Here is a 26,829-nt window from a genome sequence, read left to right as displayed (position 1 = left end):
TTTTAGTTAGTCAAATTGAATTTGAAACGAATGTTTTAAACCTTTAAAAGCTTCGAGGTTTGCTTGAAGCGAACCAACAGCTAAATCTGCTTTAATCTTTAAAGGAATTTTATTTTTGTCTGCGCTTACCCAAAGGGTTAAACTTTCTTGTTCTTTAAATACACGACCTGCCATTACATAAGGACGAAATTTTAAAGTTTTTATTCTTCCAAATTCAGTATCTATAGTTTCTCTTCCTAAAAACTTTAATTTGAAATTGTAATTTTCTTCATCAAAAAACATATTTAATTTAACAATCTCTCCTTCTTTAATAGATTCTGTATCGTAATTGTTTCTTAAATAATAAAAGGCAGACACCATGTCTTGAACATCTTGCTCAGTAGCTATCGTTTTTTTTGTTTTTCGTTTTTTGTCTTCAACAAAGGCTTCTTGTTTTTCGTGATTGAAATCAATTTCTATGTCTTTAATATGACCTCCTTCATTTATTTTTCTAATAAACTTGTAAGGCATTCCTGTTTCCATATCAATATAACTCTCATACCTATCTTTTACTTTGAAAAACCACTTAATTGCTCCTGTAGTCCAGCCTTTACCTACGATATGAAATACAGGTTTCCCGTTGAATGTTGATTCTTTAACTTCTAAAGTTGCATTTCCAGCTTTTAAGAAATTGCTATAGCTCATTTCAAACTTAAACCATTCTCCCTCTTGGAAAGCAGTTTCTTCTTGAGGAGAAGAAAATTGCAATCCAAACAATAATCCAGCAATAAGTAGTATGTTTTTCATTTTTATAATTGTTAAGAACGTAATTTTAATATTACTTCATGGTATTCTTTATGGAGAATTACAATTACTATTCCAAAAATATAAAAAAACTCGAAATCATTATAAATACTCGTGTTATAGTTATGTTAGAGTTATATGCCATTCAGAAAGAATTTAGTGATTGAATACTCTTTATTTTTGAGATTTTTCACTTCGTTTCGCTCTGAATGACACTCTTTTTTCTAATAATTTATTTACACTACAACGTTCCTCGTTTTGCTTGTTCACGTTCTATAGACTCGAACAAGGCTTTAAAGTTTCCTGCTCCAAATCCTTGAGCTCCCATGCGTTGAATAATTTCGAAGAATAATGTTGGTCTATCTTCAACAGGTTTTGTAAAAATTTGAAGGAGATAACCTTCTTCATCAGCATCGACAAGGATTGATAATTTTTGAAGTTCTTTGATATCTTCTTTCATCATATCCATATGCACTCCAAGGCGCTCAGGAATCATATCGTAATAGGATTGTGGTGGAGGTGGCAAAAACTCTACACCACGAGCTTTTAATTGCGCTACTGTTTTTATAATATCATCGGTTGCTACTGCTATATGCTGTACTCCTGAATCTTCATAAAAATCTAAATATTCTTCAATTTGCGATTTTTTTGCTGCTTTAGCTGGTTCGTTTATTGGAAATTTAATGCGACCATTACCATTACTCATTACTTTACTCATGAGTGCCGAATATTCGGTGTGGATTTGCTTATCATCAAACGATAAGAAGTTTACAAATCCCATAACATCTTCATACCATTTTACCCAAGTATTCATTTGTCCCCAACCTACATTACCTACCATGTGATCTATATATTTTAAACCAACAGGTTCTGGGTTATAATCTGATTTCCATTCTATAAAACCAGGCATAAAAGTTCCGTTGTAATTTTTTCGCTCAACGAACATGTGAACCGTTTCTCCATAGGTGTAAATACCAGCACGAACAACTTCTCCATACTCATCGGTTTCGACCGTTGGTTCCATATAAGATTTAGCTCCTCTTTTTGTGGTTTCTTCGTACGATTTACGAGCATCATCAACCCAAAGCGCTACAACTTTTACACCATCACCATGTTTTACAATATGATCGTTAATAGGTGACTTACTATTTAAAGGTGTGGTTAACACCAAGCGGATTTTATCTTGCTTGAGTACATAACTTACGGAGTCTTTAGAACCCGTTTCTAAACCTTTATATGCATAAGATTGAAAGCCGAATGCTGTTTTATAGAAATGTGCCGATTGTTTTGCATTTCCTACATAGAATTCTACATAATCTGTTCCTAGTAATGGTAAAAAATCTTGAGCTCCATCAAAGATTTTTTCTAATCCGTAATTAACACTTTTTACTTCTTTTGCCATGATATTATTGTTGATTCGTTTGTTTATTTTTTGTTTATAGTTTTAGCCCTGATTAAGGCATTTGTTGAAGCTCTTTTTTTTTGAATTTCGCATCGTTGTGCGAAATGACAACAAAAAAAGCGACTGCCGAAAGCAGGAATTAGCTCCTCATTATTATTTTACTCTAACCAAGACTTAAAGTAGTCTTCATCTGCAATTTTCATTGCTTCTTCGGTTAGCATTAAAGGCTTAAAGGTATCGACCATAACAGCTAACTCTTCGGTTTTTTCCTTACCTATACTTCGCTCTGTTGCTCCAGGATGTGGTCCATGAGGAATGCCTGCAGGATGCAACGAAATATGTCCAGCTTCGATATCGTTTCGGCTCATAAAATCACCATCGACATAATACAAGACCTCATCACTATCGATATTGCTATGATTGTAAGGTGCAGGAATACTTTCTGGATGGTAATCGTACAATCGTGGTACAAAACTACATACTACAAAAGCGTCTGTTTCGAAGGTTTGATGAATTGGAGGAGGTAAGTGAATACGTCCTGTGATGGGTTCGAAATCGTGAATTGAAAAGGCATACGGATAATTGTAACCATCATAACCAACCACATCGAAAGGATGTGAAGCATAAACCATTTCGAAGATATCGTCTTGTTTTTTTATCTTCATTAAAAACTCTCCAGATTCATTATAGGTTTCTAGTTCTTGTGGCTGACGAATATCACGTTCGCAAAATGGTGAATGTTCGAGTAATTGACCAAACCAATTGCGATAGCGTTTTGGCGTGTAAATTGGTCGTCGTGACTCGACGATAAATAGCCTATTGTCTTCGGTATCGAAATCTATTTTGTAAATAATTCCTCGTGGGACAAGCAAGTAGTCACCATATTTAAAATCGAGGTTTCCGAGATGTGTTCTAAGTTTTCCAGTGCCTTTATGAACGAATATCAGTTCGTCGGCATCTGAGTTTTTATAGAAATAATCTTTGGTTGATTGTTTTGGTGCTGCTAAAATGATGGTACAATCGCTATTGGTAAGTACAGCTTTTCTACTGTCTAAATAATCGTTTTCAGGTTGAACTTGAAATCCTCTTAACCTATACGATTGAATACTATTTGTTTTGGCAATTTTTGGCGCTACACTGTATTGCTTTTTGATGTCTTTAACTTGTGTTGGTCGTTGTTCGTGGTATGAGTTTGTTGACATTCCGTCAAATCCAATGGTGCCAAATAGTTGCTCGTAATACAAGCTGCCATCTTTTTTTCTGAATTGTATATGTCGTTTATGTGGAATGTGTCCTAGCTTATGATAAAAAGGCATTTTTTAAAGTTTAAAAGTTGAAATATATATACGATAAATCGTATAAATTAAAGTGTTTTAAAGATACAAAAAATGCTAGCTTATTCTGGGTTTCTTTTGATAAGAAATTTTAATAGAAGTAATATATTTTGCCAAAAGACTTTCATTGTGTTACAAATATCGTTGAATTTGCTAAAAGATAAAAATAAAATTTTGTAGATTATTTTCTATAGTTAAAATTTTTTTCTATATTTGTGAAACTAAATCTTCTACTTTAGGCAATTTAAGAAGTCTCCTAAGGTAATTGAATAGTATGTTGCAACTTTATAACAAGTACTTGTTTTTAATGACTTCTTAAATTTTAGACTTCTTAAAAAATTTGTTTATTAACCAACTTATACAAATACTGTTATAGGTTTAAAATTTAGTAATTTATGAAAAAAATAGTTTTTATTCTGTGTGCATCAATAAGTATTTTAACTGCATCTGCAACAGAAACAGAAAGTGACAACAAAGAATCTGTTACTATAGAATTAGAATCATCGAGTATGAAACTAGAAAACAATTCTAATAATGTTTTTTTTGCTAGAATGTGTTGTAGAAGAACTGTTAGAAATGCTGAAGGTGAATCTTGGACAGCTAGAAGATGTGTGACTCATGACGATGGGCATATTGCTATGGGAAGAGCGTGTCAACTAGCATTAGAAGATGCGCAACAAGCACAACAACAAGCACACTCATATACTTTAATTAAAAATTAAAAAATCCCTTATGTTTTCCATCAAAAAATTAAATAGCAATCCAATCTTAAATTTCATTTTAATTGTTTTCATAATTAATATGTCATTTTCTCAAAGTCAAACACTAGAAGTTGATTACAACTCTATTTTACTAGATGAGAATGATGACTATGGTTCCTGTAACTTTTTTGATGGAAAACTAATTACAAATGGGATTAAAAGTGTTTATACAATTTCGGCGAAAGATACAATTGCTGATACTGAATATTTTGGACTTATCGACAATACCAATTTTAAATTTTCAAAATCTCATTATAAAAATTTAAAACATCATGTGATTTATTATAAAGAAAAAAAAGGTTTAGAAAAACCTAAGCTAATTAAAGATCAATACAACATTAAGTGGGAAGTTAAAGATGAATATACAAGTGTTTTAGGTTTTCGTTGCCAAAAGGCAGTATGTGAATTTCGAGGTAGATCTTTTGAAGCATTTTTCACTTCTGAAATCCCATATAATGATGGTCCATACAAATTTGATGGACTTCCAGGTTTAATTTTAAAAGTAAAATCCTTAGATGGAGCGCTAGAAATAAAAGCCAAAATGATTACAAATGTGGAAGAAGATGTTCCTAATAATCCATACGATGGTCTTGAACATACCATAAGTTTTGACGATTATAAAAAGCTATATAAAAAGTACTTTAATAATATAACAGGCTATAGAGCTGATCTTGATTCAGAAATTTTTGTACCTAATAGATACATAGAATTTTTAATTGATGAGTAATTATAAGTGTTTGTTGAATAAGAGAAAAACTATGAAAGCATATTTCTTCATAGTTTTTTTTCTTTTTATAACCTTAAATTTAGTCTCTCAAACTATAAAAGGCACTGTTAACGATAGTTTAGGTCAACCCGTTTATGCCAATATCTTACTTAAGAAAAACGAAACAACTAAAAATGTCATACAATATACCATCACAGATGATAATGGAAAATTTAACTTACAAATAGACCAACCCTTAGATTCGATTAGTATTGAAATCAGCTCCTTAGGCTATAAAACGCTTTACGAATCAATTAATTTTTTAAAATCGAATAAAAAGAAATATACTTTTGATTTTGTTTTAAAGGAAGAACTCAATCAACTAAATGAAGTTGTTTTAAAAACCAATAAACGAATTCAAGTAAAAAATGACACAACCACATATAACCCAAATGCATTTAAAGATGGTACCGAAAAAACCGTTGAAGATTTATTAAAAAAACTACCTGGAATTGAAGTTAAATCTAATGGAGAAATAAAATTTAAAGGAAAAAGTATAAAAAAGTTAATGCTAGATGGAGATGATTTATTTGGAAGTAACTACACACTTGGCTCAAGAAACATTAACGTTGATGTTATAGATAAAATACAAGGGTTAGATAATTTTGAAGACAATCCATTACTTAAAGGTTTAAAAGACTCAGACAATGTAGCCTTAAACATTGTCTTAAAAAAAGGAAAATCCGATTTTTCAGGAAACACTAATTTAGAATATGGTACAAAAAACAGATCTAATTTATATACTTCTGGACTCCTTGTTAATAAAAAATATAAAACATTTGGATTTCTATCTTATAACAATATTGGTTATAACAATTCTATTTACAACCTAAATTCTGAAATACTGATTAAGGATATTGACAAAGCTCATTTAGAAGCCAAATCACTTTTATTTGAAGGAAATTTTGAATCTATTCTTGATGACAGTTTTCACAGCATAAATAGCTCTTTTTTTAGTAGTATTAATAACATCTTCAAGGTGTTCAAGAAATCGTCTATAAAACTAAATTCTGGATTCTATACCAACAAATTAAGAAGAGTTAATGAAAATCTAACAGAAGTAAATGATGGTCTAAATCAAATTGATTTTTTTAACACTCAAAAACTAACCAAAACTCCGAAACTATTTTCAAGTCAAATTTTATTTTCAAACAAAGAGCGTGACAGCTTACATTGGGAATACAATGGCACTATTACTATTAAAGACACCAAGTTTACTAATAAAAGTAATAACAATTCAATACAGCAATTAGGACGTTTACATAGTGAGTCTTTAAATACATTTCATAATTTAAGTATGACTTCAAGAGTTCATAAAAGTATGGCTTTAGAAGCGATCTTTCTTTATAATTATAGTAAAGCTCCTCAAGTATTGACGATAAATCCTGGAACAATATTTAATAGCGATTCTAATATTGAATTAGAATCTCAAAACATTGAATTTCAAAAACATAGCTTGCAATCTAAAATTGAAATTATAGGTGCTAAAAAATGGTTTAAATACAATATAAGCACTGGTTATAATTATTATGACACTAAATTAAATTCGGCATTATTATCTAATTCAAACACCTATAATGCAAGCTTCAATAACAATGTGGACTATTTGGTAAAATCGTTATATGCTTATCCAAAAGCTTCCATAAGTGTTAGTAAAAAAGCAATGCTTAAGTTTGGAATTAATCTTCAACACAACTCATTAATTTATAGAGATAAAATAAATGATTCAGAAATAGACAGAACAGATTTTATTTTGTCACCAAACCTAAGTTTCAAATATGGGTTTTCAAAAAAGTTTAGTGGTTTTATGTCATACTCTCTCAATCAATTACTTCCCGAAGAAGATAGATTATATCCTAATATTATTCAAAATAACTTTAGGCTGTTTTCCTCAAATATTGTTGATTTAAGATACATTAAAACAAATCAAATACGTGCACGATTTAAGTATTATAATTTTTATAAAAGAACAACCATTTTTTTAGAAGGCAATTACCTATTTAACAAAGGCAATTATTTTGATCAATCTGTAATAAATCAAGATATCACTATAAATTCAAGTTTTTACAATCCTGCAAACAACAAAAGTTATAGTCTTTTATTATCATTTGAAAACTATTTTCATTTTATAAGAAGCACTTTAACTTTTAACACATCGTATACAATTGCCTTAGATAAAAATATAATTAATGGTTCTGAATTAAGAGATCTCAAAAACAAAAATTTACAATTTTCATTTACCATTCGCTCAGGACTTAAATCTAAATTTAACTTTGAAAATATAAGTAATTTAGAAAATAACACCTTTGAAACTGGTAATCAATCTAACAATCTAACCTCTATTCATAATCAATTAAAAACAATCTATAAACTTAATAAACATCTACACTCTAATACCATTATAAGTTTTATCTCTCCTGATGTTACAAATCCTGTTAACTATACATTTTTAGATACTGAATTAGTTTACAAATCAATAGATAAAAATTATCAAATCTCTTTAACAGGAAAAAATTTAACAAATAATAAAAAATTCGAAACCCTTTTTGTGAATGACTATTCTAGGTCAGTAGCGTCGTACAATTTAATTGAACGCTATGTTTTATTAGGAGCTTCCTTTTCATTTTAAAACCAAAACCCAATATTAAAAAACCAAATACTCTTGCGCTGTTCAGGCGAATACGTGAACTTGGCTTGAACAGGTCCTAAAAAAGTATCAATCCCATAACCAATAGCATAACCTCTATAATCTGGAAGCGTAAACCATTCTCCTGTTTCAAAAATAGCATTATCTATATTTGCCCAATTACCCTCTAGAGTTAAGTGGTGCTTTTTAAAAATCTCGTAATCTGCAGCAGCTGTAGCTTTTACAAAGCTGTTACCAGAAAGTGATAAATAATCATAACCATAAAATGGGATAAAATTATTTATAAAATCGTTTCCATAACCTCCTAGTGCAAAATCTAAAGTAGACGTTGTATTTTCACCAATTTTAAATCCACCACTCGTTTTAATATTGAAGGCCAATTTATCTGAAACACTAAATGCATAACCTAAATCTGCTTTAGCAATTGAAAAGGGCTCGAAATCATTTTGAAATCTAGAAGCAACTAAAAACCAATGAAGATCTCCATTAAAAAACAAGCCTCGTTTTGGGAAATACATGTTATCATAAGTATCTAATTTTAGAGACCCGAAAACGCTACCATAATCAGTGTTTTCAAACAAGAACTCATCAGTTTGAGAATTTAGCGTAATGGTTTCCGATTTAATTTTAAGTCGTTTATGCTCTACACCTAAACTTATCGCAAAATCTTTTCTAAACAAGGTTTGTAGATAAATTTGATTGGTATGATCTTGAAAATCGACATCAATTTTATTAAGTCCAGAGCCTAAATTACTAAAATCACTAATGAGTAGTTCAGAATTAATATTCTTATGAAATTGATTGTACCTCGATTTAATTCCAATACTCCAATAAAATCCTTTATCAATAAAATATTCAAAATTATATCTTACATTATCGCCTAAAATGATGTCTAAGGACGCTACATCATTATCAAAAAATAATCGCTTTTTAGTTAAATTAACCAATGCTGCACTTTTATATAAATCATCATAATGCAAGCCTAATTTTAAGAACGTTGTAACCTCATTTTCAATAACTGTTGCATACAAATCATAACCTTCTTTGTCTTTAGATTTCTTGAATTGATATTTAAATGTGTCAAAATTATTAGTAGCTATTATATTATTTACACCTCTACTAAAGTCTTCATAACTTATTTTAGTGTCATCTTTAAACTTCAATTTTCCAAGAAAATACGATCGCGTATATCTCTTATTCCCATCAATTGTAATTAAATTAATTTTAATACTATCTGTTGAAACCTTATCTACAATTGGTCTTATAGCATTGGCAGTTTTATATTTTGGTAACTTCTTTAATTTTTCAATTTTATCTAAGGCAGCAAGTTTGCCATTTTCAATGATTTTTTTACTTTCACTAAAAGAAACAACTGTAAAATCTTTAATATCTGGATTAATATAAATATCTGTAATTTTAGATTTCAACTTCATATCATTGATTGTTCTAAAATTATTTATCTGAAGCAATACATCTGGAGCCGATTTTAAATCATTTCTATCTTTTAAACCATCCTGAACATCTACACCAATAATGATATCCATTCCTTTAGCTTTTAGTTTGTTTATTGGATAATTATTTACTACTCCTCCATCAATTAATACCTGATCATCAATAACTACAGGTTGAAACAACGAAGGAAAAGCACCACTTGCTGTAACCGCTTGAGCTAAATTTCCAGAATCTAAAACTACAGCCTCTCCATTTTCGACATTAGTTGCAATACAAAAAAACGGAATTGGCAATTGATCAAAACGCGTTATTTCACTAACATGCAACGTGAGTTTAGACAGCAAATTATATACGTTTTGACCTCTTGAAAGTGCTGAAGGCAATTGTATCTTAAATTTATCGAAAGGAAGATTTACAGCATATTTTTCAGTATTAACACGTTCATAAAATGTTTTAGAAGATCGCGGTAAATCATCACTAATGACCTTATCATAATCTACAGATTTAAAAACAGAATCTAATTGCTGTCCCGAATATCCAGACGCATATAAGGCTCCAACAATTGCTCCCATACTTGTACCAGCAATATAATCTACTTTAATCCCGAGGCTATCAATTACTTTTAGAGTTCCTATATGTGCAAATCCTTTTGCACCTCCTCCACTTAATACTAGTCCAATTTTTGGAGCACTAGTCTCTTGAACATCTTGCGCTATGGAAAACGTTGACAAACACAATGTTAGTATAATAATGAGGAGCTTCTTCATTTTGAATTATAATAGGCTTTTATTTTTCTTGCTTTTGAAAGTCCAACCACTTGTTCTAATGCTTTTTCATCTGCTTCTGCAATTCGCTTAACAGATTTAAAATGTTTCATTAAAGCGACAATGGTTTGTTCTCCAATTCCAGGTATGGTTTCTAATTCGGTTGTTAATGCGTTTTTACTTCTTCTGTTTCGGTGATGTTCTATGCCAAAGCGATGCGCTTCATTTCGCAATTGTTGAATGATTTTTAACGTTTCGCTTTTCTTGTCTAAATATAAAGGAATTGGGTCGTCTGGATAAAATAATTCTTCCAAACGTTTTGCAATTCCGATGATTGCAATTTTTCCTCTCAAATCTAATGCGTCTAAGCTCTTTAAGGCTGAAGACAACTGCCCTTTTCCTCCATCAATAATAATTAATTGTGGTAAGGGTTTATTTTCGTCTAATAAACGTTTATATCGTCTATAAACAACTTCTTCCATTGAAGCAAAATCGTCTGGACCTTCAACAGTTTTAATGTTAAAATGTCTGTAATCTCTTTTGCTAGGTTTTCCATCTTTAAACACCACACAAGCTGCTACTGGATTTGTGCCTTGAATGTTTGAATTATCAAAACACTCTATATGTCGAGGTTCTTCAGACAATCTTAAATCGACTTTCATTTGTGCCATAATTCGATTGGCATGACGATCTGGATCGACAATTTTCACTTGTTTAAAGCGTTCCATTCGGTAATATTTAGCATTCCGAAGCGATAGTTCTAAAATGCGTTTCTTATCTCCTAGTTTGGGAATGGTCACTTTTAAATCTTTCCCTAAATCTACTTTAAATGGCACATAAATTTCTGAAGAATTAGAATTAAAACGTTGTCTTATTTCGGTAATAGCTAACTCTAATAACTGCTTATCGGTTTCATCTAACTTTTTCTTGATTTCTAAGGTGTGTGACCTGATAATACTTCCGTAAGACAATTGTAAAAAATTGATATAACCATAACTTTCATCGCTAAGTATTGAAAACACATCTACGTTACTAATTTTAGGGTTTACAATAGTTGATTTTGCTTGATAGTTTTCTAAAATCTCTATTTTTTCTTTAATGCGTTGCGCTTCTTCAAACTGCATATCTTGCGCCAATTGCTTCATCTGAGTTTTAAACTGCGACAACGAATCTTTAAAATTCCCTTTAATAATCGCTCTAATTGCTTTGATATCCTGATTGTACTCCGTTTCAGATTGCAAATCTTCGCAAGGTCCTTTACAATTTCCTAAATGATATTCTAGGCAAACTTTATATTTTTGGGCTTCAATTTTTTCTTCTGAAAGATTATAGTTGCATGTTCTTAAATTATACAAGCCTTTGATTAAATCGAGTAAGGTATGAACCGTTTTCATACTCGTGTATGGTCCAAAATATTCTGAACCATCTTTAAATACACGTCGTGTTGAAAATACTCTTGGGAAGCGTTCTTTTTTAATACAAATCCAAGGATACGATTTATCATCTTTAAGCATCACATTGTATCGAGGCTGATACTTTTTAATGAGATTGTTCTCTAATAACAAGGCATCTTTTTCGGTCTCAACAACAATATGCTTAACACTTTCTATTTTTTTTACTAGAACTCGTGTCTTACCATTATCGTGGGTTTTGGTAAAATAAGAACTGACACGCTTTTTTAAATTCTTGGCTTTTCCTACATAAATTAATGTTCCTTCAGCATCATAATATTGATACACACCTGGTTCTTGAGGCAAGGTTTTTAATTGTAATTGTAATGTAGGTTTTTCCATTAATTCAAAGTTAACTGAAAAGCAAAGACTTCAAAAAAAAATCATAAGCTATTTTAGTATATTGCAATACCATAAATCATTTCGAATGAATATTGTCATTTTATCGAGAAATCCTCATTTGTATTCTACACAACGTTTAGTGAAAGAAGGTGAAGCTAGAGGTCATGATATGGAAGTTATAGATCCTTTAAAATGTGATATTATTATTGAAAAAGAAAAGCCAACCATTTATTATAAAGACAGGTATCTTGATTATGTAGACGCTATCATTCCTAGAATTGGCGCTTCGGTAACTTTTTATGGTTGCGCAGTGGTTAGACAATTTGAAATGATGGGTGTTTTTACCATAGTAACTTCAGATGCTATACAACGTTCACGAGATAAATTGCGAAGTTTGCAACGCTTAAGCAAAGCTGGAATAGGCATGCCTAAAACCGTATTTACTAATTATTCACGCGATGTTGAAGAAGTGATAGAGCATGTTGGCGGAACTCCTGTAATTATTAAACTCTTAGAAGGTACGCAAGGTTTGGGTGTGGTTTTGGCTGAAACAAAAAATGCTGCTGAATCTGTTTTGGAAGCTTTTAACGGACTCCAAGCTCGTGTAATTGTGCAAGAATATATTAAAGAGGCTAATGGTGCAGATATTAGAGCTTTGGTAGTTGACGGACAAGTAGTTGGTGCAATGAAACGACAAGGTAAAGAAGGTGAATTTAGATCTAACCTTCATCGTGGTGGAAATGCCAATGTTATTAAACTTAATAACGACGAATTAAAAGTAGCAATGCGTGCTTCTAAAGCCTTGAAATTACCTGTTTGTGGTGTAGATATGCTGCAATCTGATCGAGGACCTTTGCTTTTAGAAGTGAATTCAACACCAGGATTAGAAGGTATTGAAGGTGCAACAGGACGTAATATTGCTAGAGCCATTATTACATTTATTGAACGCAATAGAACATAAATGAGTGACAAAGACGTATTAGAAATTTTAGGAGAAGAAGTCGCTTTAGGAGAAAGTGCAACTGTAAGTTTTAATGTAGCTAAGTTACATACACAAAACAAAATTGATGTTCCTGTGATTATAGAACGTTCAAAAAAACCTGGTCCAACTGTTTTAATGACTGCTGGAATTCATGGTGATGAAGTTAATGGCGTAGAAATCGTAAGGCAAATCATAGCCAAAGGGATTAACAAACCTAAAAAAGGAACCATTATTTGTGTACCTGTAATTAATGTATTTGGGTTTATTCATATGGATCGTGAGTTTCCAGATGGTCGTGATTTAAATCGTGTGTTTCCAGGAATAAAAGGTGGCTCTTTAGCAAGTCGTGTGGCTTTTAAATTAGTCACAGAAATCTTACCTCATGCCGATTTGGTTATGGATTTCCATACTGGAGGAGCAGATCGTTTTAATGCTGCTCAAATTAGAATTATTAAAGGCGAAAAAAACTTAAAAGAACTGGCTCAAATATTTGGAGCGCCTTTTGTTTTGTATTCTAAAAATCTTAATAAATCGTTTAGAAATATCTGCTATAAATTAGGCATTCCTGTATTACTTTTTGAAGGCGGAAAGTCATTTCATATCAACAATACAATTACCAATACTGGTGTTAATGGAGCAAAACGTGTGCTTCATCATTTAGGAATGCTCAATAGTAAGTTTAAAGTATCTACTCCCAAAAAATCTTGTGTGTTTATTTCTGGAAGCAAATGGATTAGAGCCAAATACTCTGGAATGTTTAATGCTTCGGTAAAAATTAACACTCATGTATCTAAAGGTGATGTTATTGGACACATCACAGATCCTTACGGAAGTTTCAATCACTTTGTGAAAGCTCCAAATGATGGCTATATTTTTAATATTAATGAATCTCCAATCATTTATCAAGGTGATGCTATTTTTCATATTTCAACAGCATTGAATAATGACTAAATCTGAACTGCGTAAAACATACAAACAACTTCGAAAAACCCTTTCAGAAGAACAACTTGAAGATTTAAGTCTTCAAATTTCAAATACCTTATTACAACTTCCTATTTGGGATAAGGAATTCTATCATATCTTTCTATCCATTACAGAGCATAAGGAAGTTAATACAGAGTACATCTTGAATATTTTATCTGGTAAAGACAAACATATTGTTGTGTCTAAAAGTGATTTTTTAACTTCTCAAATGTCTCATTATTTACTTACAGACAGTACAACTCTTAAAAAAAATGAATGGAATATTCCTGAACCTATAAGTGGTATTCCAATTGAAACCAAACAAATTGAAGTTGTGTTTGTTCCCTTGTTGGCATTCGACCAAACTGGACATCGTGTTGGTTATGGTAAAGGATTTTATGATAAGTTTTTAGCCGATTGTAAGTCTGAAACTATTAAAATAGGATTATCTTTTTTTGAAGCCGAAAAGCAGATTGACGATACTTTTGAAAGCGATATTAAGCTTGATTATTGTGTAACTCCTGAAAAGATATACACGTTTTAATCTATAATTTCTTCTTGAGCTTTTGAAACCTCATCATTTCTAAATGCGCGCTTATTAAAGAAAATCAAGATTCCAATTCCTGTACTAATTGCCATATCTGCAATATTAAATACAGGTTCAAAAAACGTAAAATATTGTCCGCCATAAAACGGAATCCAATCTGGTAATACACCACTCCACATTGGAAAATGAAGCATATCTACAACGTGACCATGAAAAATTGCATCATAACCACCTTTTGTTGGCAAAAAAGTAGCTACTTGTCCAGCACTAGAATCGAAAAACACACCATAAAATACTGAATCAATAATGTTTCCTAAAGCTCCAGCTAAAATAAGAGACACTGCAACAATTAACATTTTAGACTGTTTTGCCTTAATAGATTGATTTAACCAATAGCCAATCCCAATTACTGCTAATATTCTAAAAATTGTAAGGCAAACTTTTGCAGTTCTATCTGAAATGAACGTTATAAAATCACTGATTTTCGTTCCCCAAGCCATCCCTTCGTTTTCAACAAAAAGAATTTGAAACCATGAAAACACTTCTATACTTTCATTTAAAGCAAAATGTGTTTTAATGTAAACCTTAGAAAGTTGGTCTATAATTAAAATGATAACGATAAGTAGTGTCGCTTTTTTTAATGACATGCTTAGGGTTTACAATTGGTATGAATAAGTTGTTATATTTGAATAGTTAAAAATCTCAAAAAAGAAAAGCTGTCTAAAAAGAGGTATTTCGATTGAAAGTAAAAAATCTCTAAGCATTTTAATGGTGATACTAAATTAATTGAGATTTTTCGACTTCGCTCAAAATGACAAACACATCACTTTTTAGACAGCCTTTATATTTTTAAGTAGCTTTAAAATTATTGCATGTTTTTAGCTTCAATACTTAAGGTTGCATGTGGTACTAACTTTAAACGTTCTTTATTGATAAGTTTTCCTGTAACACGACACACACCATAGGTTTTGTTTTCAATTCTGATAATGGCATTTTTTAGATCACGAATAAACTTTTCTTGACGAATTGCTAATTGCGAATTTGCTTCTTTACTCATTGTTGCGCTACCTTCTTCAAAAGCTTTAAATGTAGGAGACGTATCATCTGTACCATTATTATGGTCGTTCATGTACGCACTTTTTATGAGTTCTAAATCGTGCTCCGCTTTTTCGATTTTATCTAACAGTAATGTTTTAAATTCTGCAAGGTCATTATCTGAATATCTAACTTTATTATCTGCTGCCATATTTTAAATTTTTTGAATAAACAATTTTGTATTTACATCATCAAAAGCAATTTCTATACCATCATTAACTTGGTCTAAAATTTCCAACTCATCGGTAAGTGTTTCGGTTTTAATATACTCTAAATTTTTGTTTATTGCGTTAATAATTTGTTCGTCTTTTTGAAATTGCACTGCAATTCTATCGGTCAATTCAAAACCAGAATCTTTACGAAGATTTTGAATTCTATTCACTAATTCTCTAGCAATACCTTCTTTTTGTAATGCTTCAGTTATCGTTACATCTAAAGCGACTGTTAGAGCACCTGAACTTGCTACAAGCCATCCTTCAATATCTTTAGAAGTAATCTCAACATCTGATTGTTCTAAAGTAATATTTTTTCCATTAATTTCAACATCTAAACTACCATTTTGCTCAATTTTTTTTATGTCTTCTGCTGAAAAATTATTAACAGCCTGAGCTACAGCTTTCATATCTGCTCCAAAACGTGGTCCTAAAACTTTAAAATTTGGTTTTATTTGTTTCACTAAAATATCTGAAGCATCTTCTAAAACCTCAACAGACTTCACATTTACTTCAGATTTTATCAAACTTTCAACTGCTAAAATCTCTTCTTTTTGCTCTTGCGAAGCAATAGGAATCATGATTTTTTGTAGTGGCTGACGCACTTTAATCTTCTCCTTTGCTCTTAACGATAAAACTAGTGAAGAAATTGTCTGCGCATTTTCCATTTTTCGCTCAAGTGATTTATCTACAAAAGACACATCATACTTTGGAAATTCTGCCAAATGTACGCTTTCAAAATTCTCCTTTTGAGTTACCGAATTTAAATCCATATATAAACGATCCATAAAGAAAGGAGCTATTGGAGCACCTAACTTAGCAATGGTTTCCATACAGGTATACAATGTTTGATAAGCCGAAATTTTATCTGCTTGATAATCGCCTTTCCAGAAACGTCTTCTGCTTAAACGCACGTACCAATTACTTAAATAATCTTGCGTAAAATCTGAAATTGCTCGTGCCGCTTTTGTTGGTTCGTATTCGGCATAGTATTCGTCAACTTTCTGAATTAAAGTATGTAATTCAGATAAAATCCAACGATCTATTTCTGGTCTTTCAGCTAAAGGGATATCAGCCTCTTGATAAGTAAATCCATCCAAATTAGTGTATAAAGTAAAAAACGAATAGGTATTGTAAAGTGTTCCGAAGAATTTGCGCTTGACTTCTTCAATACCATCCAAATCAAACTTTAAGTTATCCCAAGGATTGGCATTCATAATCATGTACCAACGCGTGGCATCTGCGCCATAGGTTGACAAGGTTTCAAAAGGATCGGTTGCGTTACCTAAACGCTTCGACATTTTTTGTCCGTTCTTATCTAAAACCAATCCGTTAGATACGACGTTTTTATAAGCCACAGAATCGAATACCATAGTTCCAATAGCATGCAGTGTGTAAAACCAACCACGAGTTTGGTCGACACCTTCAGCAATAAAATCGGCTGGATATGATTTACCTTCATCAATAAGATCTTTATTTTCAAAAGGATAATGCCATTGTGCATAAGGCATAGAACCAGAATCAAACCACACATCAATTAAATCGGCTTCACGCTTCATTGGTTTTCCACTTTCAGAAACTAAAACAATTTCATCGACAATATTTTTGTGTAAATCGATTTTAGCATAATTCTCATCAGACATATTTCCGACTTCAAAACTTTGGAAAATATCAGCTTCGAGAACCTCAGCCTTCACGGCTTTTTGCATTTCACTTTTAAGTTCTTCAACAGAACCTATACAAATCGCTTCTTTGCCATCTTCAGTTCTCCAAATTGGCAACGGAATTCCCCAATAACGAGAACGCGATAAGTTCCAATCGTTTGCATTAGCCAACCAATTGCCAAAACGACCTTCTCCTGTGGATTTTGGTTTCCAATTGATGGTTGTATTGAGTTCGTGCATTCTATCTTTTACATCTGTCACTTTAATAAACCAAGAATCTAACGGATAGTATAGAATTGGTTTATCTGTACGCCAACAATTAGGATAGCTATGCTTATATTTTTCAACCTTAAAGGCTTTATTTTCTTCTTTTAATTTAATGGCAAGTTCAACATCTACAGAACGCTCTGGCACTTCACCATCATTATAATATTCATTCTTTACATACTTACCTGCAAACTCTTGCATTTCTGGTCTAAAGCGACCTTGCAAATCTACAAGTGGCACTAAATTATCATTTTCATCTTTTACCAACATTGGTGGTACTTCTGGTGTAGCTTGTTTTGCTACTAAAGCATCATCTGCTCCAAAAGTTGGTGCTGTATGAACGATTCCTGTACCATCTTCAGTAGTGACAAAATCTCCAGAAATGACTCTAAAGGCATTTTCAGGATTGTCATTAGGTAAAGCATATGGTAATAATTGCTCGTAAGTAATTCCGACTAAATCAGCACCTTTAAATTCTTTTACTACGTGATATGGAATTTTCTTATCTCCAGAATTATACGCTAACAATTCTGACTTATCTTCAACTAAATTATACTTTCCTGAGAATTGATAATTAACCAATTTCTTAGCTAAAATCACATTCATTGGCTTGAATGTATATTGATTATAGGTTTCTACTAACACATAATCAATCTTTGGTCCAACCGTTAAAGCCGTATTGCTAGGAAGCGTCCAAGGTGTTGTCGTCCAAGCTAAGAAATGAATATCACCTTCATCTTGTAAAAAATCTGGAAGCGAATCTTGATTTGCTTTAAATTGAGCAACCACAGTTGTATCTGTCACATCTTGATACGTTCCTGGTTGATTGAGCTCATGTGAACTTAGTCCAGTTCCTGCTTTAGGAGAATATGGCTGAATGGTATAACCTTTGTATAATAAGTCTTTATTATAAATCTGTTTTAATAACCACCAAACGCTTTCCATATATTTTGGTTCGTAAGTAATGTATGGATCATCCATATTTACCCAATAACCCATTTTTTGAGTCAAGTCGTTCCAAACATCAGTATAACGCATAACAGCTTTGCGACATGCTGCGTTATAATCTTCAACAGAGATTGTTTTACCAATATCTTCTTTGGTGATCCCAAGTTCTTTTTCAACTCCAAGTTCAATGGGTAAACCATGTGTATCCCAACCTGCTTTTCGTTTTACCTGAAACCCTTTCATGGTTTTATATCGAGGAAAAATATCTTTAATAGCACGAGCTAACACATGATGTACACCAGGCAAACCATTAGCCGAAGGAGGTCCTTCAAAAAACACAAAAGGTTCATTACCTTCTCTGGTAGAAATACTTTTTTCGAAAATATTATTAGCTTCCCAATAGTTAAGTATCTCCTCAGCTACTTTTGGCAAGTCAAGTCCTTTATATTCAGGAAATTTCACGCTCATAATATGATGATTCTTGTCAAGTCGCGAAATTAAGGAATTTTAGTAAAATTATATGTGTGTTGAGTACAAAAAAGAGATTGTTGCAATTATACTGCTATTTGTTATAATTAATGTGTTATTAATTACCAAACATGACAACTACAAATACGATTAGCAATACAATTAACGATACGAGTCTTTTTAAATTTTTCATTTTGATAAACAAACAGTTACTAAAAACTTAGACATAAAAATCTAAATGAAGTCACTTTAGCTTTAGAGTCTGTTAAAAACACAAAAAAGCAAACGTGATGTTTGCTTTTTAAAGTCTGCTATTTAATATTGGGATTAAAGGTTGATTAGTTTTCTAACAAACCTAAAAAAAAACTCTTCTGAAGCCAATAACATATGTTAATTGAGTTTTAAATCTTTTCTAATTCTACTTAATTGCACAGGTGTAATGTTTAAATACGATGCAATTTGATATTGAGCAATTTGCTCATCTATGTTTGGAATTTTACTTTTTAAAAGTTGGTAACGTTCAGTAGCGTTTAAAGAAATTGATTCGAATTGTTTTTTTTCATAAATTAAGAATAGGTATTCTAAAATTCTATTGTACAAATTACTTATTTCAATTACTGTTTTGGTAAGGTTGAAAAATTCTTTAAAATCTACTTCATATACTTTGCAATCTGTAAGCGCTTCGTAAGTTAAAAGCGAAGGTTTTTTTGTTAAAATAGAACTTAAAGGTCCTACAAAACTAATTGGAGAATAAATATTTTTAGTGTACTCTTTGCCTTTCTCAGACACTCGTACTGAGCGCATTAATCCAGAAGTTAAAAAGTACAGCTTATTACTTGTTCCTCCTTGTTTAATTGTATGATCTCCTGATTTTATTATCTTTTTGGTTGATATATTACTGAGAATTTTAAAGGTGTCTTGAGACACATCAAATTTAGATTTTAGAAAATCAAAGTTTGGATTTTCCATAATTAAAGGTTGGTTAAAGGTTTTGGTTGCTCTAAGATTACTATTTAAAAAATTGATAACAAATATTCCCTATGAAGATGTGAATAAAATAGATGATGTGTAAAGCTTATAAACAGAGCTAAAAAACAAAAGGCTATCTCAAAAAATGAAACAGCCTTTGGTTTGAAATTTTTTTGACTTAATTGATAATTATCTTTTTTGTTTCAACTCTAGATTTCGTTTTCAAGTGTACCACATAAGTACCACTACTCAGGTTTGAAATTTTAAATCCATTATCTAGATCTTGAGTATTAACATTTACAAACTCCTTGACCGATTGTCCCAGAATGTTAAATATAATGATTTGGTTTGCTTCTGATTGAAGTCCTTTAACAAATAGTCTATTTGAATTATTATTAAAATACATACTCGTGTTTTGGAAATCGTTTATTTGATCTGAAAGTGTAGCATCTTCAGCTTGAAACACAATTTCGAATCTGTTTTGAAAACGTCCTTCTTGCGAAGAAAATTCGTATGCCTCTCCATTTTTTAAATCGAAATAATTTCCCGTAAAATTATCTTTTAAAAACACTGATTGATCCTCGTCAAAATTTTCAAAATCAGTGGCTTTAATACGATAACTATAATTGCCTGAAGCATTTAAAATTAATGGAACAGATGTATAATCTGAAATAGAACTATAGGATTGAATAAGCATTAGCTCGTCTTCTAATACAAGGTTTAAATCGTCTTCGCTTTCATTTGTGTTTTTGGCTTCGTAACCGTAATCAAATTCGTCGGAAGTAAAATTACTAAACCCTAATAATAACTCTCGTCGTGCATCTGGACCATTTACAGATTGAAACTCTAAGCGTATTTTTTGCATTAGGTTTTCAGTATCAGCAAACGTGTTGGTATTTTCAGCTTCAGCTGTTCTAAAAAAGACCGAACCTGAATTATATGTTCCATTAGCATCAGCTTCTTTTATAAATAATCGCTGGCTATTTTTAAACGTCACTATTCCATTTGATACAATTTCAGCAAAAAACCCTTGTCCGACAGGCAGATATCGTGTTGGTATTTTGGTACCTTCTTCGCCTCCACTACTTCCACCATTAACACCTATAAATTGAGATGCTCTTACTGCTCCTAATTTAGTTACTGTAGCATAACCTCCATTATAATCATTAAGGTAATGTGATGTACCACTCCATTGTTGCCAAAGTTGAATTGAACCATCTATCACACCAACGTTATCGTCAATAAAAGCATGAAGATCAATAGCAGAAGGATACGGATTTCCTAACAAGTAACTTGTTCTGCTTACTGCAGGTACAGAACCATTGCCTCCTGTATCTGATACATTAATTGTTATTGTTCCGTTATTTGGTTTTCCTTCAAACAAATATTGCTGTTCTGTTTCAGATATCCCAGTTCCTTTTTGCGTGTATCCAACACCTGGTTTTAAATTTGTGTTTTGATCAATTGCTGTGTAATCTAGGTATGTAACACCATTTTTATACGTGTATAACCACTGTGTACTCACGCTTCCAACTTGATCGTAAGCATTAGTAAATGTCACATTACTTCCGTCGTCTTCTTTAAGCAAACTCAATGCAAAATCAGAATTGTTTGTATTGTTAGTGGTCGCATTATTATCGTTTAAAGATATTGCACCAACAACACCAATAGGTGATGACCAATAGTTATACCAATATTTGTTAGCACAACCTTCTTGTCGCCTTAAAACTTTACCTTGAGCAGACGTTACCAAATCACTGTATTTACTTTGAATAAGTTGTGAATCGTCACTAAGATCTAAGGTTCCGTTGAGTTCTAAATACCATTTATTTTCAACTTTATGATCTCCATATATAGTGAATGTTTTTCCATTATTAATAAATAACCCTAAATTGGTATGTGAGTTTGAAGATGAAATATTATGCTTAATATCAACAATACTCCAATCTTTATTATTTAGAGCATTTTCAATATCCCAAATATTGCCATGCAGCCAAGTACTCTCTGTAGACCAATCACCATTATTACTTGTTTCAAAAGGCATTGGAGCGGTTTGAGATTGCACTGCATTTATACCAGAAATTGCAAGGTGTCTTGAGTATTGTGAATTATCATTTAAAGCGTTTGCTCTTATATTAGACATCGTGTAATATGCTAAGAGGTTTGACCAAGATACGGTTTCTGAGGTTGAATGATGAATAATGTCTTTAGCAATCAATGTTCCTCTTATTTTTCCTGAATGATTTGAAATTTCTTGATAAATCATTTGCTGAATTTGTTCAGATGAAAGGGCTTCATCAAAAACTCGTAATTCATCTATTTCTCCTTTAAAATACTCTTTATCTGAAATTCTACTTGAACGTCTTCCGATTTGAAAATCACCTAAACTAGCAGAAGAAGCCTCAATAATTGTTCCTATTGTTCCACTAATACTTCCAACGAGACCACCATCAACATAAAATCTAGTAAAACCAGTTAATGAAGAAAAAGTTCCAGCAACATGATGCCATTCATTACGATTAATACTTGGACCTAAAACCGAATATAGAGCACCATTATCTGTTCTTATTGAAAAGCCTAAGGTATTACCATTTTCAATGTATAGCCTACAACCTAAGTCTTCACCTACTATTGTCATTGTTCCTGAAGCAGAATTATCTATTTTTATCCAAGTCATCATGGTAACTTGATCTAATCCATCAATAAATCCTTCACCTGTAACGTAATCGTCAATACCATCCAAATCAAGTGCTGCTACTTGTGGTGGATTTGTATCGAATAAATCTCTATAATCTACATTACCATCGGTTAACAAATCACCATCAGCATCTGGTAAGATTGAAGGATTGGTAATATCTTCATTAACATCTAGAGTCGCATCATTTACTCCATTGGTTTCAAAAGCATCATCTAATCCATCAATATCTGTATCATTTCCTGAAAGCACATTAGCTAATCCATTCTCAAAAATATCTAAGGTTCCGTCATTGTCTGAGTCTTCATCGAGATAATCTGGAACACCATCTCCATCGGTATCAATAGGCGTAAATCCTGAACCATAATTACTTGAAAATCCCGAAGCATTAACACTTCCTGAAGGCTGAAGATAACCAGTAGTAGATTGCGCTTCTATATTATCTGGAATACCATCATTATCACTATCTATATCTAAATAATTAGCAATACCATCACCATCAGAATCTGCTAAAACAACTTGAGGATTTACAAAATTCGTAACACATGAAAATTCAATACTATAACGTCTAATTTGGTTACTAAAATTAGTTCTAGATAATATTCCTAGACGGAATGTATAACTTGACAAATCGAAATATCGAGCAGAAATATTATTATTCGGAAAAATATTAGATGTTCCAGTATAATTTGTGCCTCCTGAAGTCGCTACTAAAAAATTTTCTTCTTCAGTAATAGTTACGTTTGTAGGACTATCAATAACATAACTTACAGGTGTTTGAACTTTATCTTTTTCAAACAACTTTGAATTTCCATCAATATCATTTAAATTGATGAATACTTCTGGTACAACTACAGGTGTTGTAGTTCCTGATTGTACAAACTGAATTTCAAACTCTACAAAAGCTTCTTGATTAGCAAGCATATTAGAAAACTGTAGGTTTGGTTTAAGATAGGTTGAATTTGTATAATCATCATCTAAATCTTGAACTGTAGCTCCTACAATATCAACAATGGTTATTAAAGCATCAGTACCTGTTCCTATATTTGTAAATCTAAACACTTCACCTTCTAAAATGGTTGAACTGTTTCCATCTCCAGACACTTCTAATGGAGAAGCATTAAAATCAAAATTGACTTCACCTCCACATTCTGGTCCATTTGGAATAGCGCTTCCTTGTTCTTCAATATCTGAAATACCATCATTATCATCGTCTAAATCAACATGATCTAAAATACCGTCGCCATCTGCATCTTGAGCAACAGACAATTGTGATACTGAAAAAAGTATTAAAAAAAGGACTTTATATAGAAGACTTAACTTCATAACGCAATAGGTCAAACATTAATTTCGATAGATTTTGGTGGCTAGTATTTTCAATACAAAAGATTATGCTTATTCACACATAACCTGCACAATATTAAGACCTTCTACACTTATGATATAGTTTATTTGACAAAGTGTTTAATAAATCGGGTAAAGTTCAAATATCAGAGTTAAGCTAAATAAAACTGCTTAAACGAGGAGAGTAACTAAGTCTTCAATTTTAGAAATCAATTGAATTTTGATAGCTGTCTTTTTTAATGAAATTTTATTGTACTTCGACACAAATATGGTAGAAAACCCTAATTTTTCGGCTTCTAAAATACGTTGTTCAATACGTTGTACAGGACGAATTTCTCCAGACAAACCAACTTCGGCAGCAAAGCAAAAATCACTTGCTAAAGATTCGTCTTCATTTGAAGATAATATGGCTGCAACGACTGCCAAATCTATTGCAGGATCATCAACCGTTATTCCTCCAGTAATATTTAAAAACACATCTTTAGCACCAAGTCTAAATCCTGCACGTTTTTCTAAAACAGCCAATAACATATTTAGTCGCTTGGCATTAAATCCTGTTGCACTACGCTGTGGTGTTCCATAAACTGCTGTACTCACCAAAGCTTGTACCTCAATCATTAGTGGTCGCATACCTTCAAGTGTTGCAGCAATAGCATGACCTGAAAGCTCTTCATCTTTTTGAGAAATTAAGATTTCTGAAGGATTAGACACTTCTCTTAATCCTGAGCCTTGCATTTCGTAAATTCCCAGTTCGTTGGTTGAACCAAATCGATTTTTATTAGCTCGAAGAATTCTAAACACATGGTTGCGATCACCTTCAAATTGCAAAACAGTATCAACCATATGCTCTAAAATTTTCGGACCAGCAATATGTCCATCCTTAGTAATGTGTCCAATTAAAACAACAGGAGTTGCTGTTTCTTTTGCAAATTTAATAAGCTCAGTTGTGCATTCTTTTATTTGCGAAATACTTCCTGCAGAAGACTCTATATAATCGCTATGTAGCGTTTGAATAGAATCAATCACTACAATATCTGGTTCTAATTCCTGAATCTGTTTAAATATATTTTGTGTCTTAGTTTCTGTAAGAATGTAACAATGATTTGAAGCAGGATTGATACGTTCAGCACGCATTTTAATTTGTTTCTGACTTTCTTCGCCTGAAACATATAAGGTTTTGTATGATAGTTTTAAAGATATTTGAAGCAACAAAGTACTTTTCCCAATACCTGGTTCTCCTCCCAAAAGCGTTAATGAGCCAGGAACTAAACCTCCTCCAAGCACACGATTAAATTCTTGATCAGAGGTGTCTAATCTAGCTTCTTTAGAAGCGTCAATTTCATTAATTTTTAAAGGTTTAGATACACGTTTTAATGTTGAAGATGGTGCTTTCCAACCGCTTTTTTCTGGCTTTTGAATAACTTCTTCTGTAATGGTATTCCATGCTTTACAAGCTGTGCATTGTCCTTGCCACTTAGAATATTGAGTCCCGCAATTTTGACAGAAAAAAGTTGTTTTTAATTTAGCCATAGGTGTTTTCTGAAAGGTCTAAAATCTTTAAGTTAAAACTCCTGCTAAATTACTATTTTTTTAGTTGATATCTTTAAACCAAGCCATGATAGAAACAAGTTTTATGGCTGAAAGTTTTAAAGCTGTATTGTTAGATAAAAAAGATTTCGACTTTAAATACAACCACTCAAAAAAGTAATCGGTAGAATATATACTGAATTTAGTTTTCTTCATCGTCGTCTTCGTTTTCATTATCGTCAACAGCTAAGGCTTCTAAATCTTTTAATTTCGATTTGATATACTCTTTGTCTATCATTAGAGTTTCGTCTAAAGTAAGCGCTGTTTCATAAAACTTTGTCGCCTTTTTATTTTTACCTGATTTTTCGGCATGCAATGCTAAATAATAAGTGCCTAGTGAAGATTCTGGATCTTGCTTGTTGGCTAATTTCCCTATGTTCTTTAAAGATTCTAAGTCTTCACGTTCTTCTGCAATTGCAACAATTTTTGCAAATTCTTCTTCGGTTATAGGTTTTGTTATTCCGAAGTATTCTTCAATACGTTTATATCTATCTATAATATACTTATCTAGAGTGCCTTCATAAGTAAGTACCTTTTCGTTAATCTCTTTTTCATCTAATGGTTTGTAAATTTCAAAGATCTTATCTAGTGCTTTAGATAGAGCTCCAGTAACTAATGTGTAATGTGTATCGCCTTTTAGTTCATCATAATAAAATGTAAACTTTTGAGTATCTAATGTTTTAAATGCATTGCTTGTTTCACGAATATTACGCTTTAAACTAGGAACATCTTTATCACTAGTTGCTACATAGTAAAAGACATCATTTTTTAAATGACCTAAACGGGTCTCTAAATTAGCAGACATTGTGCCTTTGTAATCTGGACTAATATTAATGTAAGCTTGAAAAATAGGTTCGTCTGTAAACAAATAGGAGTTCATAAAGTTTGCCATCATGTTGTGACCAACTGCAACTCTAAACGGACTCGTATTATAATTGTTGTCGACATAAGGTAACAATTCATGCTGTACAAAATCGTAAAATCGCTTACCAGATTCAAAAGGCATGCCTGTTAATTCATCAAAATAACCATCGTAGAATCGTTCTTTACCTTGAACTATACCAACAATTATTGATTCTGGCATTTCTTTAAAATAAGTTTGAAAATGTACTTGACCCAAAACAGGTTCAAATAAATAATCACCATCAAATACAATAATAACTGGATGCTTTATTATAGATTCTGGATCGTAATTTTTAGGCAATTTGATTTTTATATCTCTTGTGGTATTGAGATATCGTGATTGCAATTCTTTGCTAATTGTTTGAGAAAACAGTGAGGTGCAACACAAAAGCACATATGAAATAAGTAGGTATCGTTTCATCGTTTAGAAGGGATTTGGGAAGTAAATATAGAAGTTTAAACGATAAATCGCATATTTATTCG

At 31.9% G+C, this 26,829-nt stretch carries 19 protein-coding genes; 6 read left to right on the top strand and 13 right to left on the bottom strand.

What is annotated here, in order from left to right:
- Positions 1-6: 6 nt before the first annotated feature.
- The 3 genes from ACP15M_RS07865 to ACP15M_RS07855 form a co-directional block, all read right to left on the bottom strand.
- Entirely contained in the window at positions 7-786 is a 780-nt protein-coding gene (locus ACP15M_RS07865; RefSeq protein WP_425076642.1) for a DUF3108 domain-containing protein, read from the bottom strand.
- A 238-nt stretch (positions 787-1,024) separates the two neighbouring features.
- On the bottom strand, positions 1,025-2,185 hold the full coding sequence (gene hppD / locus ACP15M_RS07860) for a 4-hydroxyphenylpyruvate dioxygenase (protein WP_425076641.1): 1,161 nt from the start codon (positions 2,183-2,185) through the stop codon (positions 1,025-1,027).
- A gap of 158 nt (positions 2,186-2,343) precedes the next feature.
- Complete coding sequence (locus tag ACP15M_RS07855; protein WP_425076640.1) at positions 2,344-3,501, bottom strand: homogentisate 1,2-dioxygenase; 1,158 nt, start codon at positions 3,499-3,501, stop codon at positions 2,344-2,346.
- 413 nt (positions 3,502-3,914) lie between these two features.
- Between ACP15M_RS07855 and ACP15M_RS07850 the strand changes: the two genes are divergently transcribed.
- Genes ACP15M_RS07850 through ACP15M_RS07840 form a run of 3 tightly spaced genes read left to right on the top strand, consistent with a single transcriptional unit; the run spans position 3,915 to position 7,675 of the window.
- On the top strand, positions 3,915-4,241 hold the full coding sequence (locus ACP15M_RS07850) for a hypothetical protein (protein ID WP_425076639.1): 327 nt from the start codon (positions 3,915-3,917) through the stop codon (positions 4,239-4,241).
- A 10-nt stretch (positions 4,242-4,251) separates the two neighbouring features.
- Positions 4,252-5,007 carry a GLPGLI family protein gene (locus ACP15M_RS07845; protein WP_425076638.1) on the top strand — a complete coding sequence of 252 codons (756 nt, stop codon included), beginning with the start codon at positions 4,252-4,254 and terminating at the stop codon, positions 5,005-5,007.
- 31 nt (positions 5,008-5,038) lie between these two features.
- Positions 5,039-7,675 (top strand): carboxypeptidase-like regulatory domain-containing protein, encoded by a 2,637-nt coding sequence (locus tag ACP15M_RS07840; RefSeq protein ID WP_425076637.1) that lies wholly within the window; start codon positions 5,039-5,041, stop codon positions 7,673-7,675.
- Here ACP15M_RS07840 and ACP15M_RS07835 read toward each other — a convergent pair.
- On the bottom strand, positions 7,672-9,912 hold the full coding sequence (locus ACP15M_RS07835; RefSeq protein ID WP_425076636.1) for a patatin-like phospholipase family protein: 2,241 nt from the start codon (positions 9,910-9,912) through the stop codon (positions 7,672-7,674). The two genes, ACP15M_RS07840 and ACP15M_RS07835, sit on opposite strands and share 4 nt — an antisense overlap.
- Positions 9,909-11,702, bottom strand: coding sequence for an excinuclease ABC subunit UvrC (gene uvrC / locus ACP15M_RS07830; protein ID WP_425076635.1), 1,794 nt, complete (start codon positions 11,700-11,702; stop codon positions 9,909-9,911). The genes ACP15M_RS07835 and uvrC overlap by 4 nt, the downstream gene beginning before the upstream one ends.
- Positions 11,703-11,787: 85 nt before the next feature.
- Between uvrC and rimK the strand changes: the two genes are divergently transcribed.
- From rimK to ACP15M_RS07815, 3 genes are read left to right on the top strand one after another with little or no spacing between them, the layout of a single operon-like run.
- Positions 11,788-12,663, top strand: a complete 876-nt coding sequence (rimK, locus tag ACP15M_RS07825) for a 30S ribosomal protein S6--L-glutamate ligase (RefSeq protein ID WP_425076634.1) — start codon at positions 11,788-11,790, stop codon at positions 12,661-12,663.
- Positions 12,664-13,635, top strand: a complete 972-nt coding sequence (locus tag ACP15M_RS07820) for a succinylglutamate desuccinylase/aspartoacylase family protein (RefSeq protein WP_425076633.1) — start codon at positions 12,664-12,666, stop codon at positions 13,633-13,635. It begins immediately after the preceding gene.
- On the top strand, positions 13,628-14,191 hold the full coding sequence (locus tag ACP15M_RS07815; protein ID WP_425076632.1) for a 5-formyltetrahydrofolate cyclo-ligase: 564 nt from the start codon (positions 13,628-13,630) through the stop codon (positions 14,189-14,191). The genes ACP15M_RS07820 and ACP15M_RS07815 overlap by 8 nt, the downstream gene beginning before the upstream one ends.
- Here ACP15M_RS07815 and ACP15M_RS07810 read toward each other — a convergent pair.
- The 8 genes from ACP15M_RS07810 to ACP15M_RS07775 form a co-directional block, all read right to left on the bottom strand.
- The gene (locus tag ACP15M_RS07810; RefSeq protein ID WP_425076631.1) at positions 14,188-14,841 is read right to left on the bottom strand and encodes a lipoprotein signal peptidase; all 654 of its coding nucleotides are present in this window, start codon (positions 14,839-14,841) and stop codon (positions 14,188-14,190) included. The two genes, ACP15M_RS07815 and ACP15M_RS07810, sit on opposite strands and share 4 nt — an antisense overlap.
- A 218-nt stretch (positions 14,842-15,059) precedes the next feature.
- Complete coding sequence (locus ACP15M_RS07805) at positions 15,060-15,440, bottom strand: TraR/DksA family transcriptional regulator (protein WP_425076630.1); 381 nt, start codon at positions 15,438-15,440, stop codon at positions 15,060-15,062.
- A gap of 3 nt (positions 15,441-15,443) precedes the next feature.
- Positions 15,444-18,848 carry an isoleucine--tRNA ligase gene (gene ileS / locus ACP15M_RS07800; protein WP_425076629.1) on the bottom strand — a complete coding sequence of 1,135 codons (3,405 nt, stop codon included), beginning with the start codon at positions 18,846-18,848 and terminating at the stop codon, positions 15,444-15,446.
- A gap of 390 nt (positions 18,849-19,238) precedes the next feature.
- Entirely contained in the window at positions 19,239-19,817 is a 579-nt protein-coding gene (locus ACP15M_RS07795) for a Crp/Fnr family transcriptional regulator (protein ID WP_425076628.1), read from the bottom strand.
- A 178-nt stretch (positions 19,818-19,995) separates the two neighbouring features.
- Positions 19,996-23,838 (bottom strand): LamG-like jellyroll fold domain-containing protein, encoded by a 3,843-nt coding sequence (locus ACP15M_RS07790; RefSeq protein ID WP_425076627.1) that lies wholly within the window; start codon positions 23,836-23,838, stop codon positions 19,996-19,998.
- Positions 23,839-24,027: 189 nt separating this feature from the next.
- Positions 24,028-25,386 (bottom strand): DNA repair protein RadA, encoded by a 1,359-nt coding sequence (radA, locus tag ACP15M_RS07785; protein WP_425076626.1) that lies wholly within the window; start codon positions 25,384-25,386, stop codon positions 24,028-24,030.
- A gap of 60 nt (positions 25,387-25,446) precedes the next feature.
- Positions 25,447-25,599: a hypothetical protein gene (locus ACP15M_RS07780; RefSeq protein WP_425076625.1), complete on the bottom strand. Its 153-nt coding sequence runs from the start codon at positions 25,597-25,599 to the stop codon at positions 25,447-25,449.
- Positions 25,586-26,767: an alpha/beta hydrolase gene (locus tag ACP15M_RS07775; RefSeq protein WP_425076624.1), complete on the bottom strand. Its 1,182-nt coding sequence runs from the start codon at positions 26,765-26,767 to the stop codon at positions 25,586-25,588. Before ACP15M_RS07775 ends, ACP15M_RS07780 begins: the two co-directional genes overlap by 14 nt.
- Positions 26,768-26,829: the final 62 nt, after the last annotated feature.

The organism is Psychroserpens sp. S379A (assembly GCF_049800755.1).
GTDB lineage: Bacteria > Bacteroidota > Bacteroidia > Flavobacteriales > Flavobacteriaceae > Psychroserpens.
Note: the sequence above shows the minus strand (reverse complement) of the source record. Positions and strands in the feature narration are given on the sequence as shown.

Bases quoted from the DNA above. Each gene is read 5' to 3' on its own strand.
- ACP15M_RS07835 (WP_425076636.1), bottom strand. From the start codon at position 9,912: ATGAAGAAGCTCCTCATTATTATACTAACATTGTGTTTGTCAACGTTT.
- ACP15M_RS07795 (WP_425076628.1), bottom strand. From the start codon at position 19,817: ATGGAAAATCCAAACTTTGATTTTCTAAAATCTAAATTTGATGTGTCT.
- ileS (WP_425076629.1), bottom strand. From the start codon at position 18,848: ATGAGCGTGAAATTTCCTGAATATAAAGGACTTGACTTGCCAAAAGTA.
- radA (WP_425076626.1), bottom strand. From the start codon at position 25,386: ATGGCTAAATTAAAAACAACTTTTTTCTGTCAAAATTGCGGGACTCAA.
- ACP15M_RS07850 (WP_425076639.1), top strand. From the start codon at position 3,915: ATGAAAAAAATAGTTTTTATTCTGTGTGCATCAATAAGTATTTTAACT.
- ACP15M_RS07810 (WP_425076631.1), bottom strand. From the start codon at position 14,841: ATGTCATTAAAAAAAGCGACACTACTTATCGTTATCATTTTAATTATA.
- ACP15M_RS07855 (WP_425076640.1), bottom strand. From the start codon at position 3,501: ATGCCTTTTTATCATAAGCTAGGACACATTCCACATAAACGACATATA.
- ACP15M_RS07815 (WP_425076632.1), top strand. From the start codon at position 13,628: ATGACTAAATCTGAACTGCGTAAAACATACAAACAACTTCGAAAAACC.
- ACP15M_RS07780 (WP_425076625.1), bottom strand. From the start codon at position 25,599: ATGAAGAAAACTAAATTCAGTATATATTCTACCGATTACTTTTTTGAG.
- ACP15M_RS07845 (WP_425076638.1), top strand. From the start codon at position 4,252: ATGTTTTCCATCAAAAAATTAAATAGCAATCCAATCTTAAATTTCATT.
- hppD (WP_425076641.1), bottom strand. From the start codon at position 2,185: ATGGCAAAAGAAGTAAAAAGTGTTAATTACGGATTAGAAAAAATCTTT.
- ACP15M_RS07820 (WP_425076633.1), top strand. From the start codon at position 12,664: ATGAGTGACAAAGACGTATTAGAAATTTTAGGAGAAGAAGTCGCTTTA.
- ACP15M_RS07840 (WP_425076637.1), top strand. From the start codon at position 5,039: ATGAAAGCATATTTCTTCATAGTTTTTTTTCTTTTTATAACCTTAAAT.
- uvrC (WP_425076635.1), bottom strand. From the start codon at position 11,702: ATGGAAAAACCTACATTACAATTACAATTAAAAACCTTGCCTCAAGAA.
- ACP15M_RS07805 (WP_425076630.1), bottom strand. From the start codon at position 15,440: ATGGCAGCAGATAATAAAGTTAGATATTCAGATAATGACCTTGCAGAA.
- ACP15M_RS07865 (WP_425076642.1), bottom strand. From the start codon at position 786: ATGAAAAACATACTACTTATTGCTGGATTATTGTTTGGATTGCAATTT.
- ACP15M_RS07775 (WP_425076624.1), bottom strand. From the start codon at position 26,767: ATGAAACGATACCTACTTATTTCATATGTGCTTTTGTGTTGCACCTCA.
- rimK (WP_425076634.1), top strand. From the start codon at position 11,788: ATGAATATTGTCATTTTATCGAGAAATCCTCATTTGTATTCTACACAA.
- ACP15M_RS07790 (WP_425076627.1), bottom strand. From the start codon at position 23,838: ATGAAGTTAAGTCTTCTATATAAAGTCCTTTTTTTAATACTTTTTTCA.